Annotated in this window: 12 protein-coding genes and 1 pseudogene; 10 read left to right on the forward strand and 3 right to left on the reverse strand. The window is 48.4% G+C overall.

Going from position 1 to position 12582, the window contains the following annotated elements:
- Positions 1–149: 149 nt before the first annotated feature.
- Positions 150–542 (reverse strand): annotated as a pseudogene (locus tag AACU94_RS10580) (DUF302 domain-containing protein); the annotation flags it as partial.
- A gap of 439 nt (positions 543–981) precedes the next feature.
- Between AACU94_RS10580 and AACU94_RS10585 the strand changes: the two are divergent.
- Entirely contained in the window at positions 982–1311 is a 330-nt protein-coding gene (locus AACU94_RS10585; protein WP_130205601.1) for a YkgJ family cysteine cluster protein, read from the forward strand.
- Between the two features lie 406 nt (positions 1312–1717).
- Here the strand turns inward: AACU94_RS10585 and AACU94_RS10590 are convergent, their stop codons facing one another.
- Complete coding sequence (locus tag AACU94_RS10590; protein ID WP_130205599.1) at positions 1718–2434, reverse strand: YebC/PmpR family DNA-binding transcriptional regulator; 717 nt, start codon at positions 2432–2434, stop codon at positions 1718–1720.
- A 330-nt stretch (positions 2435–2764) separates the two neighbouring features.
- Between AACU94_RS10590 and AACU94_RS10595 the strand changes: the two genes are divergently transcribed.
- Positions 2765–3106, forward strand: a complete 342-nt coding sequence (locus AACU94_RS10595) for a DHCW motif cupin fold protein (RefSeq protein WP_131162235.1) — start codon at positions 2765–2767, stop codon at positions 3104–3106.
- Between the two features lie 188 nt (positions 3107–3294).
- On the opposite strand, the gene icd is transcribed toward AACU94_RS10595, so the two are convergent.
- Positions 3295–4545: an NADP-dependent isocitrate dehydrogenase gene (icd, locus tag AACU94_RS10600; RefSeq protein WP_000444487.1), complete on the reverse strand. Its 1251-nt coding sequence runs from the start codon at positions 4543–4545 to the stop codon at positions 3295–3297.
- 171 nt (positions 4546–4716) lie between these two features.
- Between icd and rluE the strand changes: the two genes are divergently transcribed.
- The 8 genes from rluE to roxA all read left to right on the forward strand — a co-directional run bounded on the left by rluE (position 4717) and on the right by roxA (position 12543).
- Positions 4717–5370: a 23S rRNA pseudouridine(2457) synthase RluE gene (gene rluE, locus AACU94_RS10605; protein WP_130215943.1), complete on the forward strand. Its 654-nt coding sequence runs from the start codon at positions 4717–4719 to the stop codon at positions 5368–5370.
- A gap of 9 nt (positions 5371–5379) precedes the next feature.
- Entirely contained in the window at positions 5380–5841 is a 462-nt protein-coding gene (nudJ, locus tag AACU94_RS10610) for a phosphatase NudJ (protein WP_135489407.1), read from the forward strand.
- Between the two features lie 53 nt (positions 5842–5894).
- Positions 5895–7001 carry a tRNA 2-thiouridine(34) synthase MnmA gene (mnmA, locus tag AACU94_RS10615; protein ID WP_130222859.1) on the forward strand — a complete coding sequence of 369 codons (1107 nt, stop codon included), beginning with the start codon at positions 5895–5897 and terminating at the stop codon, positions 6999–7001.
- 35 nt (positions 7002–7036) lie between these two features.
- Complete coding sequence (gene hflD, locus AACU94_RS10620) at positions 7037–7678, forward strand: high frequency lysogenization protein HflD (protein ID WP_001297479.1); 642 nt, start codon at positions 7037–7039, stop codon at positions 7676–7678.
- Positions 7679–7681: 3 nt separating this feature from the next.
- Positions 7682–9052: an adenylosuccinate lyase gene (purB, locus tag AACU94_RS10625; protein ID WP_135489408.1), complete on the forward strand. Its 1371-nt coding sequence runs from the start codon at positions 7682–7684 to the stop codon at positions 9050–9052.
- A gap of 162 nt (positions 9053–9214) precedes the next feature.
- Positions 9215–9886 carry a two-component system response regulator PhoP gene (gene phoP / locus AACU94_RS10630; RefSeq protein WP_130205589.1) on the forward strand — a complete coding sequence of 224 codons (672 nt, stop codon included), beginning with the start codon at positions 9215–9217 and terminating at the stop codon, positions 9884–9886.
- Positions 9886–11346: a two-component system sensor histidine kinase PhoQ gene (gene phoQ, locus AACU94_RS10635; protein WP_135489409.1), complete on the forward strand. Its 1461-nt coding sequence runs from the start codon at positions 9886–9888 to the stop codon at positions 11344–11346. The genes phoP and phoQ overlap by 1 nt, the downstream gene beginning before the upstream one ends.
- A 75-nt stretch (positions 11347–11421) precedes the next feature.
- On the forward strand, positions 11422–12543 hold the full coding sequence (gene roxA / locus AACU94_RS10640) for a [50S ribosomal protein L16]-arginine 3-hydroxylase (protein ID WP_130205585.1): 1122 nt from the start codon (positions 11422–11424) through the stop codon (positions 12541–12543).
- Positions 12544–12582: the final 39 nt, after the last annotated feature.

A 12582-nucleotide genomic window follows, 5' to 3' on the forward strand; every position in this document is an offset into this window, starting at 1 on the left:
GCAAGTCTTTCAATGACTGATGAAAAACTAATGTTCGCGCTGATCAATGGGTCTTTAAGCAGAGAAGAGGCATGGGGTAATAATTCGGGAACAAAAATACAGGTTGAGCACGTTTCTGTTTAGCTTTAACTTTCGCCTTTATGCATATGTTAATCAATAGGTTGAATGTATTTCTGTACCAGCAATTCCAGCTTTTTCAACGTTTGTATCGCCGTTGAGTCAAGTCCATAACATTTCAATTCTTCTGCCGAGTGAAATCTAACGTTGACCTGACCTCCGGGTAACTGGCGAAGGAGTACCCTGAAAGGTAAATCCAGAGCGAGGTCTGGATGTTCCAACATCAAAGGCGTTCCCTTTTCAGGATTACCAAATACCAGAACAGTCGTTGGCGGCATTACAAGCCCTGCATTACGGGCAGCTTTTGCGTGGTCAAACTCGCCAAATAAAACCAGACCATTATCTGATACCGCCTTAAGAAGACGTGTTCTGGTATGTTCGAAGTCAAATGCACTATTGAATTGAATCATAACGTTTTTACCATTAACACAATAATCAATGTGAACGATGAGACAACCGTAATATAAATACAAAATATTATAACCTGAGCTTGCTCATATTTTTGAACATCAGAGAAATAACATTTTCTGATGAGTCCCTTTAATCAACCAGAATTAAAACAATCGCAATATCCACTATGTTTATAAAATCACCCTATGCTAACAAGATAATGTAGACTCTGATTCCATAAAGCACGCCCTTCCGAAACTATGTAGTTACAAATTGTAAAGATTAATTTACTTTGTTTATATTTTGACTGTCTGGTTATATCTCAGTGGATATGTAAAATTAATAACAGCTGGTGATCATTCAGTAGTTGACTATAGAAAATTCGCCAGCCGGTCACAGACACGCATCTTTACAGGGCGTGTCTGCATTTTTTGTTATGATGTATTGTGATGTATATAGTAGTACTGGTGAATTATGAGCAATCTGAATCCATGCCTGGCGTGTGGTGCCTGTTGTGCATTTTTCCGCGTCTCTTTTTACTGGGCCGAAGCAGATGATGCAGGCGGCACTATCCCGGCTCATCTTACTGAGCAAATATCCCCTTACCACCGATGTATGAGCGGTACTAACCAGAAGGATCCACGTTGTGTCGCCCTGGCAGGAACGCCTGGAAAAAACGCATGTTGCACCATATATAAGAATCGCTCATCGACATGTCGAGAATTCGCCATGTCTGGCGAGGATGGGAAGATTAATGAGGCATGTAATCGCGCCCGCGCAAAATATGGGCTGCCTCCAATTTAAAAAGCACTTTTCATTTTTAATGGGCGCTATAAAACTGCGTATCCATGATTATATTCTGAAGTAACATGCCCATTGCCCGAGTATCAAGAATACAATGCCATATCTTCCTGGTACCGGGCAACATTTTGGTGAAAACTGCCATTTTAAAAATTCAGTTCTTGATGATCATTCTTGATATTTTACGTAACAATTAACAGGCATTACATTCTGATATTTCGACTGTAAACCATTACGTTTTTCGCGCAATTACCACCCATCGGATGATCCTTTGCCGTTAATCATGAGATAGTTACAATCAGTAATTTCGATTAGTCTTATTTTTTAGATGAGAGTCTTTTTTATATGTTTTTTAACATTCTTTAAGAATAAGAAATCTGCCATAAAGACAGATTTCTTTTATTTATAATTAGAGATTTGCAACGTTATGATATACTTTTTGAACATCGTCGTCATCTTCGAGGGCATCAATAAGTCCTTCAAAGATTTCTAAATCTTCTGGTGAAAGCTCAACTTCTGATTGAGCAATCATTTCTAATTCTGTTGTTGAGAACTCAGTAATTCCAGCTGCTTTTAGAGCTGCAATTCCTTTGTGAAGGTCTGTAGGCTCAGTATAAATAACGATGTTTCCTTCTTCTTCGGTCACATCACGGACATCCACTTCAGCTTCAAGCAAAATTTCAAAAATACGGTCAGGGTCAGTTCCTTTAAATACAATCACGCCAGTATTGTCAAACATATAGCTGACAGAACCTGCCGCGCCAATGTTACCGCCTTTTTTATTGAAAATTGTACGAACGTTAGCAATCGTACGGTTAACGTTTGAAGTCAACGTTTCAGCGATAATCATTGAACCATTGGGTCCAAAGCCTTCATAACGTCCTTGTACGAACGTTTCGTCTCCGCCACCTTTGGCTTTATCAATAGCTTTATCAATAACGTGTTTTGGAACTTGCGCCTGCTTCGCGCGTTCAATAACAAACTTTAAAGAAGTGTTTAATTCCGGATCTGGTTCCCCCTGTTTAGCCGCAGCATAGATTTCCACACCGAATTTTGCATATACTTTAGACGTTGCCCCGTCTTTAGCCGTTTTTTTAGCTACGATATTGGCCCATTTACGTCCCACTGGAATAATCTCCTCGAAATTTATTTACATCAATAACAGGTTGATAACCTGCGATTTTCGTCATATTATATCATAACATGGAAAATTTCGTCTATGAGAATTAGAAATAAGATAAATGTATAGCGGCACTTTAATTTTTCATTATTTTAAAATGTTACCAGATTATTTTTCGGATTTAGTTTTAGTTTTTTGTTCTTAATAATTGAAACGCTATAACAATACCTAAGGCAAAAATAATGTGTTGATATATAAATTATTTTTTCTTATGTTAATGTTAATTCATTCCAACCTGAGCTCAAGCACTCTTTCTTAACAACGAAAGGCCATAAAATGAATATCGAAGCATTTGCTTTTGGCACCACCAACTGGGGTGAAGTCGAAAAAACAGAACATCCCGGGGAAACAGGCATGGCCTACTGGCGCACACAATTTTTTGGTCACAAGCCGAACCAAATCCGTGTGCGAATGGTTGAATATACCCCAGGTTACCTGGCGGATCATTGGTGCAGTAAAGGTCATATCCTTTTATGCATGGAGGGAGAACTCGAAACACTGCTCGCAGATGGCCGTAAATTCACTTTAACTGCGGGGATGAGTTATCAGGTTGGTGATAACGCAGAGCCACATCAGTCCAGAACGGAGACAGGAGCAAAACTCTTTATTGTGGACTAAAGGATTCGTCGTTGTCGCGATTGCGACGTCCGATTCTGGCACAGAATTGGAACCAGGCAGTAGAACAACCATCTGACCATCCCCCAACAACCTGGGGGTTTTGATAACTTATTTTGATAACCGTTAGCATCCTGACAAAAATAACGGGAGCGTTACGCTCCCGTTAATGGATTTAATAAATTACCGAATTACATGTTCTTGATGATCGCGTCACCAAACTCTGAACATTTCAGCAGCTTAGCGCCTTCCATCAGACGTTCGAAGTCATAGGTTACGGTCTTCGCGTTGATTGCGCCTTCCATACCTTTAACAATCAGGTCTGCGGCTTCAGTCCAGCCCATATGGCGCAGCATCATCTCAGCGGAAAGGATGATAGAGCCTGGGTTAACTTTGTCCTGACCGGCATATTTCGGCGCAGTACCGTGGGTAGCTTCAAACAGGGCGCATTCGTCACCGATGTTTGCGCCAGGGGCGATACCGATACCGCCAACCTGAGCTGCCAGGGCGTCAGAAATGTAGTCACCGTTCAGGTTCATACAGGCGATTACGTCGTATTCAGCCGGACGCAGCAGGATCTGTTGCAGGAATGCGTCAGCAATCACGTCTTTAATGACGATCTCTTTGCCTGTATTCGGGTTTTTAACTTTCAGCCACGGGCCGCCGTCGATCAGTTCACCGCCAAACTCTTCACGCGCCAGCTGGTAGCCCCAGTCTTTAAACGCGCCTTCGGTGAACTTCATGATGTTGCCTTTGTGCACCAGGGTCACAGAGTCACGATCGTTAGCAATTGCGTATTCGATCGCTGCACGAACCAGACGTTTGGTGCCTTCTTCAGAACACGGCTTAATACCGATACCGCAATGTTCCGGGAAGCGAATTTTCTTCACGCCCATCTCTTCACGCAGGAATTTAATCACTTTCTCAGCGTCGGCAGAGTCTGCTTTCCATTCGATACCTGCATAAATGTCTTCCGAGTTTTCACGGAAGATAACCATATCGGTCAGTTCAGGGTGTTTAACCGGGCTTGGGGTGCCCTGATAGTAACGTACCGGACGCAGGCAGATGTAGAGATCCAGTTCCTGGCGCAGGGCAACGTTCAGAGAGCGAATACCGCCCCCAACCGGAGTGGTCAGCGGGCCTTTAATAGCAACGCGATATTCACGAATCAGATCAAGGGTTTCAGCAGGCAGCCAGACATCCTGACCATAAACCTGTGTGGATTTTTCACCGGTGTAAATTTCCATCCAGGAGATTTTACGCTCGCCTTTATAGGCTTTCTCGACTGCAGCGTCGACCACTTTCAGCATGGCTGGGGTTACATCTACACCGATTCCATCACCTTCAATGTAAGGGATAATCGGATTTTCAGGAACGTTGAGTTTGCCGTTTTGCAGGGTGATCTTCTTGCCTTGTGCCGGAACAACTACTTTACTTTCCATTCACCTCTCCTTCGAGCGCTACTGGTTTGCTCGTCTGCCACCACGTTGCATATGCGTTTGCGTCCTGCGATACGGATGCTTTAGAGCAATTTTTTGTTAATGATTTGTAATTGGCTTGTCAATACTACCCTATTGTTTGCCGTCATGAAAGATGCGCGTTATTAGGCTATAATGCGGCAATTCATAATCTCTGAAAATACCATGCAAAAAACTTCTTTTAGAAATCACCAGGTTAAGCGATTCAGCTCGCAACGCACTAACAAACGCAAGCCAGAAAACCAGCCCACGCGTGTGATCCTGTTCAATAAACCCTACGATGTTCTTCCGCAGTTCACCGATGAAGCCGGGCGCAAAACATTAAAAGAATTCATCCCGGTTCAGGGCGTTTATGCGGCAGGTCGTCTTGACCGCGATAGCGAAGGGTTACTGGTGCTGACCAATAACGGTGCACTACAGGCACGTTTAACTCAGCCGGGCAAACGCACCGGGAAAATCTATTATGTGCAGGTGGAAGGCATTCCCACACAAGACGCACTTGAAGCCTTGCGCAATGGCGTAACCTTAAATGATGGCCCTACCCTGCCCGCAGGCGCGGAGCTGGTTGAAGAACCAGAGTGGTTATGGCCACGTAATCCGCCAATTCGTGAACGTAAAAGTATTCCCACCAGCTGGCTGAAGATTACTTTATATGAAGGACGTAATCGCCAGGTGCGCCGCATGACCGCCCATGTCGGTTTCCCTACGCTGCGACTGATTCGTTATGCCATGGGCAATTACACACTGGATAATCTCGCTAACGGCGAATGGCGAGAAGCAACAGAATAAGGATGCACAATGTTTAAACCGCACGTTACCGTTGCTTGCGTGGTGCACGCAGAAGGCAAATTTTTAGTCGTTGAAGAGACGATTAATGGTAAAGCGTTATGGAACCAACCGGCGGGACATCTGGAAGCGGATGAGACGCTAGTGGAAGCGGCTGCGCGTGAGCTGTGGGAAGAAACCGGCATCAGCGCGCGACCGCAACACTTCATCCGCATGCATCAGTGGATTGCGCCAGATAAAACGCCGTTTTTGCGTTTCCTGTTTGCCATCGAGCTTGAGCAAATATGCCCGACCCAGCCTCATGACAGCGATATCGACTGCTGCCGTTGGGTCAGCGCCGAAGAAATTTTACAGGCGTCAAATCTTCGTTCGCCGCTGGTGGCGGAAAGTATTCGTTGTTATCAAAGCGGGCAATGCTATCCGCTGGAGATGATTGGCGATTTTAACTGGCCTTTTACAAAGGGTGTCATCTAAAAGGCTGCGTGATAGAATACGCCGCCTTGAAGTTCAATGTCGTGAGTAATCCAATGTCTGAAACCGCAAAAAAAGTGATCGTCGGCATGTCCGGCGGTGTCGATTCCTCCGTTTCTGCCTGGCTGTTGCAACAACAGGGATATCAGGTCGAAGGCCTGTTTATGAAGAACTGGGAAGAAGACGACGGTGAGGAATATTGCACAGCGGCAGCGGATCTGGCTGATGCCCAGGCGGTCTGCGATAAGCTCGGCATTGAACTGCACACCGTCAACTTTGCTGCCGAGTACTGGGACAACGTCTTCGAACTGTTCCTTGCTGAATATAAAGCCGGTCGCACGCCGAATCCGGATATTCTGTGCAACAAAGAGATCAAATTTAAAGCCTTCCTCGAATTTGCCGCCGAAGATTTAGGTGCCGATTATATCGCTACCGGTCATTACGTGCGTCGGGCAGATGTCGATGGCAAGAGCCGCCTGCTGCGTGGTCTGGACAGCAATAAAGACCAGAGCTACTTCCTTTATACGCTCGGCCATGAGCAGATTGCGCAAAGCCTGTTCCCGGTCGGCGAACTGGAAAAACCGCAGGTGCGTAAGATTGCTGAAGATCTTGGTCTGGTCACCGCGAAGAAAAAAGACTCTACCGGCATTTGCTTCATTGGCGAACGTAAATTCCGCGAGTTCCTGGGCCGTTATCTCCCGGCGCAACCGGGCAAAATCATTACCGTCGATGGCGATGAAATTGGTGAGCACCAGGGGCTGATGTATCACACCCTCGGTCAGCGTAAAGGTCTGGGTATCGGTGGCACCAAAGAAGGCACCGAAGAACCGTGGTATGTGGTCGATAAAGACGTCGAAAACAACATTCTGATTGTTGCGCAGGGCCATGAACACCCGCGTCTGATGTCTGTCGGTCTGATTGCCCAGCAGCTGCACTGGGTCGATCGCGAACCGTTCACCGGTACTATGCGTTGCACGGTGAAAACCCGCTATCGCCAGACCGACATTCCGTGCACCGTCAAGGCGCTGGACGATGATCGCATTGAAGTGATTTTCGATGAGCCCGTTGCCGCCGTGACGCCGGGCCAGTCTGCCGTCTTCTATAACGGTGAAGTGTGCCTCGGTGGCGGTATCATTGAGCAGCGTCTGCCGCTGCCGGTCTGATTATTGTCTTTAATTACAACAAGGAAGCAGTGAACGTGGCAAAGAATTACTATGACATCACCCTCGCCCTGGCCGGTATTTGTCAGTCGGCACGCCTGGTGCAACAACTCGCTCACCAGGGGCATTGTGATGCCGATGCGCTACACGTCTCACTCAACAGTATTATTGATATGAACCCCAGCTCGACGCTGGCGGTTTTTGGCGGTAGCGAAGCCAACCTGCGCGTCGGGCTGGAAACCCTGCTCGGCGTGCTCAATGCCAGCAGTCGTCAGGGCTTAAACGCTGAGCTAACCCGCTACACGCTAAGCCTGATGGTGCTTGAGCGCAAACTTTCCTCAGCGAAAGGTGCGCTCGACACTCTGGGCAACCGGATCAACGGCCTGCAACGCCAGCTCGAACACTTCGATTTACAGTCCGAAACGCTGATGAGCGCGATGGCCGCCATCTATGTTGATGTGATAAGCCCGCTTGGCCCGCGCATTCAGGTCACCGGCTCCCCTGCCGTACTGCAAAGCCCACAGGTGCAGGCGAAAGTTCGCGCAACCCTGCTGGCAGGCATTCGCGCCGCCGTGCTCTGGCACCAGGTCGGCGGTGGACGTCTGCAACTGATGTTTTCTCGTAATCGCCTGACCACTCAGGCAAAACAAATTCTTGCTCATTTAACCCCGGAGTTGTGATCTATGGAATTATCCTCACTGACCGCCGTTTCCCCTGTCGATGGACGCTACGGCGATAAAGTCAGCGCGCTGCGCGGGATTTTCAGCGAATACGGTTTGCTGAAATTCCGTGTACAAGTTGAAGTACGTTGGCTGCAAAAACTGGCCGCGCACGCAGCGATCAAGGAAGTTCCTGCTTTTGCTGCCGACGCAATCGGTTACCTTGATGCAATCGTCGCTAATTTCAGTGAAGAAGATGCATCGCGAATCAAAACCATCGAGCGTACCACTAACCACGACGTTAAAGCGGTTGAGTATTTCCTGAAAGAAAAAGTGGCGGAGATCTCGGAACTGCACGCGGTTTCTGAATTCATTCACTTTGCCTGTACTTCGGAAGATATCAATAACCTCTCCCACGCGTTGATGCTGAAAACTGCGCGTGATGAAGTGATCCTGCCATACTGGCGTCAACTGATTGACGGCATTAAAGATCTCGCCGTTCAGTATCGCGATATCCCGCTGCTGTCCCGTACCCACGGTCAGCCAGCCACGCCGTCAACCATCGGTAAAGAGATGGCTAACGTCGCCTACCGTATGGAGCGCCAGTACCGCCAGCTTAACCAGGTGGAGATCCTCGGCAAAATCAACGGCGCGGTCGGTAACTATAACGCCCACATCGCCGCTTACCCGGAAGTTGACTGGCATCAGTTCAGCGAAGAGTTCGTCACCTCGCTGGGTATTCAGTGGAACCCGTACACAACCCAGATCGAACCGCACGACTACATCGCCGAGCTGTTTGATTGCGTTGCGCGCTTTAACACCATTCTGATCGACTTCGACCGTGACATCTGGGGTTATATCGCCCTTAACCACTTCAAACAAAAAACCATTGCTGGTGAGATTGGTTCTTCCACCATGCCGCATAAAGTTAACCCGATCGACTTCGAAAACTCCGAAGGGAATCTGGGCCTTTCCAACGCGGTATTGCAGCATCTGGCAAGCAAACTGCCGGTTTCCCGCTGGCAGCGTGACCTGACCGACTCCACCGTGCTGCGTAACCTCGGCGTGGGTATCGGTTATGCGCTGATTGCGTATCAATCCACCCTGAAAGGCGTGAGCAAACTGGAAGTGAACCGTGATCATCTGCTGGATGAACTGGATCACAACTGGGAAGTGCTGGCTGAGCCAATCCAGACTGTTATGCGTCGCTATGGCATCGAAAAACCGTACGAGAAGCTGAAAGAGCTGACTCGCGGTAAGCGCGTTGACGCCGAAGGCATGAAGCAATTTATCGACGGTCTGGCGCTGCCAGAAGAAGAAAAAGCACGCCTGAAAGCGATGACGCCGGCTAACTATATTGGTCGTGCCATCACTATGGTTGATGAGCTGAAATAAGCCTCGTATCAGTGCCGGATGGTGATGCCGTCCGGCCTGTTTATTAAGATAATCCGCTTTTCTATTTACACCTCCCTTCCCCACTGGTTTATTTAATGTTTACCCCCACAACCACATAATCGCGTTACACTATTTTTATAATTAAGACAGGGAGAAATAAAAATGCGCGTACTGGTTGTCGAAGACAATGCGTTGTTACGTCACCATCTTAAAGTTCAGATTCAGGACGCTGGTCATCAGGTCGATGACGCAGAAGATGCCAAAGAAGCCGATTATTATCTCAACGAACATTTACCGGATATTGCGATTGTCGATCTCGGTTTGCCTGACGAAGATGGTTTGTCGCTGATCCGTCGCTGGCGTAGTAATGATGTTTCACTGCCAATTCTGGTTTTAACCGCCCGTGAAAGCTGGCAGGACAAAGTTGAAGTATTAAGCGCCGGTGCTGACGATTACGTGACTAAACCCTTTCATATTGAAGAAGTGATGGCACGAATGCAGGCATTAATGCGGCGTAATAGCGGCCTGGCTTCACAGGTTATTTCGCTGCCGCCGTTTCAGGTTGATCTCTCCCGTCGCGAATTATCTATTAGTGACGAAGTCATCAAACTGACCGCATTTGAATACACCATTATGGAAACCTTGATCCGTAACAACGGCAAAGTGGTCAGTAAAGATTCATTGATGCTACAACTCTACCCAGATGCCGAACTGCGGGAAAGTCATACCATTGATGTTCTGATGGGCAGGCTGCGCAAAAAAATTCAGGCGCAATACCCGCACGAGGTGATTACCACCGTTCGCGGCCAGGGTTATCTTTTCGAATTGCGCTGATGAAAAAATTACTGTGTGTTTTTTTCCCGCTCTCGCTGCGGGTACGTTTTCTGTTGGCGACGGCCGCGGTAGTACTGGTGCTTTCACTTTCCTACGGTATGGTTGCCCTGATCGGTTATAGCGTTAGTTTCGATAAAACGACGTTTCGTCTGTTACGCGGCGAGAGCAATTTATTCTATACACTGGCGAAATGGGAAAACAATAAGCTACATGTTGAACTGCCGGAAAATATCGACAAGCAAAGTCCCACGATGTCTCTGATTTATGACGAGAACGGCAAATTATTGTGGGCGCAGCGTGACGTTCCCTGGCTGATGAAAATGATCCAGCCTGACTGGCTGAAATCCAATGGTTTTCACGAAATAGAGGCTGACGTGAACGATACCAGCCTGCTACTGAGTAACGATCTCTCTATTCAGCAGCAGTTGCAGGAAGTTCGGGAAGACGACGACGATGCAGAAATGACCCACTCGGTAGCCGTTAATGTCTATCCGGCGACGGCGCGAATGCCAAAACTCACCATTGTGGTGGTCGATACCATTCCCGTAGAGCTTAAAAGTTCCTATACGGTATGGAGCTGGTTTCTCTATGTACTCCTGGCCAACCTGCTGTTAGTGATCCCGTTACTGTGGGTCGCCGCCTGGTGGAGCTTACGCCCTATTGAAGCCCTGGCGCGCGAAGTCCGCGAACTGGAAGAACACCACCGTGAACTGCTCAACCCTACAACAACGAGAGAACTGACCAGCCTGGTGGGTAACCTGAACCGACTTTTAAAAAGCGAGCGTGAGCGTTACGACAAATACCGCACTACGCTCACTGACCTGACTCACAGCCTGAAAACGCCTCTGGCGGTGCTACAAAGTACGCTACGTTCTTTGCGAAGTGAAAAGATGAACGTCAGTGAGGCGGAACCGGTGATGCTGGAACAAATTAGCCGTATCTCGCAACAAATTGGTTACTACCTACACCGAGCCAGTATGCGTGGCGGGACATTACTTAGCCGCGAACTACATCCAGTGGCCCCGTTGTTGGACAATCTCACATCGGCACTGAATAAAGTTTATCAGCGTAAAGGCGTCAATATTTCCCTCGATATCTCGCCAGAAATTAGCTTTGTCGGTGAGCAGAACGATTTTGTTGAAGTAATGGGCAATGTACTGGATAACGCCTGTAAGTATTGCCTCGAGTTTGTCGAAATCTCCGCAAGGCAAACTGACAAACATCTCTACATCGTGGTCGAAGATGATGGACCGGGGATCCCGCAAAGCAAGCGTGAGGTGATTTTCGACCGTGGTCAGCGTGTTGATACCTTACGCCCCGGGCAAGGCGTGGGGCTGGCGGTCGCTCGTGAAATTACTGAACAGTACGACGGAAGAATCATCGCCGGAGAGAGCATGCTCGGCGGTGCGCGAATGGAGGTGATTTTTGGTCGCCAGCATTCCTTGCCAAAAGATGAATAAATATGTCCTTTGTTCACGCATTACAGTATGCATCCGTTATAATCGGTTGCAGATACCCGCCTATGGACGCTTAACATGGAATACCAACTCACCCTTAATTGGCCCGATTTTCTTGAACGCCACTGGCAGAAACGTCCCGTGGTGTTAAAACGCGGCTTTAATAATTTTATTGATCCTATTTCTCCCGACGAGCTGGCGGGCCTGGCGATGGAAAGTGAAGTCGACAGTCGGCTGGTCAGTCATCAGGATGGCAAATGGCAGGTCAGTCACGGGCCATTCGAAAGCTACGACCATCTGGGCGAAACCAACTGGTCATTGCTGGTCCAGGCGGTTGATCACTGGCATGAACCGGCCGCCGCGCTGATGCGTCCGTTCCGTGAATTACCGGACTGGCGCATTGACGACCTGATGATCTCGTTTTCCGTGCCTGGCGGCGGCGTCGGTCCGCATCTCGATCAGTACGATGTGTTTATTATTCAGGGTACAGGTCGCCGTCGCTGGCGGGTAGGTGAAAAACTGCACATGAGGCAGCACTGCCCTCACCCGGATCTGTTACAGGTTGATCCGTTTGAAGCGATTATTGATGAAGAGCTGGAGCCAGGCGATATTCTTTATATTCCGCCAGGGTTCCCGCACGAAGGCTACGCACTGGAAAATGCGATGAACTATTCCGTTGGTTTTCGTGCGCCGAATACGCGGGAACTGATCAGCGGATTTGCCGATTACGTGCTGCAACGTGAGCTGGGCGGTAATTACTACAGCGACCCGGATGTCCCGCCTCGCGATCATCCGGCAGACGTTCTGCCGCAGGAGATGGATAAACTGCGTGAGATGATGCTTGAGTTGATCAACCAGCCAGAACACTTTAAACAGTGGTTTGGCGAGTTTATTTCGCAGTCACGTCATGAACTGGATATCGCTCCGCCAGAGCCACCGTATCAACCGGATGAAATCTATGACGCGCTGAAACAAGGTGATGTACTGGTGCGTCTGGGTGGTCTGCGCGTCTTGCGCATTGGCGACGATGTTTATGCCAATGGTGAGAAAATTGATTCCCCGCACCGTCCGGCGCTGGAGGCACTCGCCAGCAATATTGCACTGACCGCCGAGAATTTTGGCGACGCACTGGAAGATCCGTCATTCCTCGCGATGCTCGCGGCGCTGGTCAATAGCGGGTATTGGTTCTTCGAAGGGTAAATTTGAATTGAAGCCGGATGCGGCATCATATGCCGCATC

Origin of the sequence: Escherichia sp. E4702 (genome assembly GCF_963883545.1) — a bacterium.
In the GTDB taxonomy this organism is placed as follows: domain Bacteria; phylum Pseudomonadota; class Gammaproteobacteria; order Enterobacterales; family Enterobacteriaceae; genus Escherichia.

Coding starts and splice junctions, on each gene's coding strand:
- AACU94_RS10585 (WP_130205601.1), top strand. CDS start 982: ATGAGCAATCTGAATCCATGCCTGGCGTGTGGTGCCTGTTGTGCATTT.
- AACU94_RS10595 (WP_131162235.1), top strand. CDS start 2,765: ATGAATATCGAAGCATTTGCTTTTGGCACCACCAACTGGGGTGAAGTC.
- icd (WP_000444487.1), bottom strand. CDS start 4,545: ATGGAAAGTAAAGTAGTTGTTCCGGCACAAGGCAAGAAGATCACCCTG.
- rluE (WP_130215943.1), top strand. CDS start 4,717: ATGCGGCAATTCATAATCTCTGAAAATACCATGCAAAAAACTTCTTTT.
- nudJ (WP_135489407.1), top strand. CDS start 5,380: ATGTTTAAACCGCACGTTACCGTTGCTTGCGTGGTGCACGCAGAAGGC.
- mnmA (WP_130222859.1), top strand. CDS start 5,895: ATGTCTGAAACCGCAAAAAAAGTGATCGTCGGCATGTCCGGCGGTGTC.
- purB (WP_135489408.1), top strand. CDS start 7,682: ATGGAATTATCCTCACTGACCGCCGTTTCCCCTGTCGATGGACGCTAC.
- phoP (WP_130205589.1), top strand. CDS start 9,215: ATGCGCGTACTGGTTGTCGAAGACAATGCGTTGTTACGTCACCATCTT.
- phoQ (WP_135489409.1), top strand. CDS start 9,886: ATGAAAAAATTACTGTGTGTTTTTTTCCCGCTCTCGCTGCGGGTACGT.
- roxA (WP_130205585.1), top strand. CDS start 11,422: ATGGAATACCAACTCACCCTTAATTGGCCCGATTTTCTTGAACGCCAC.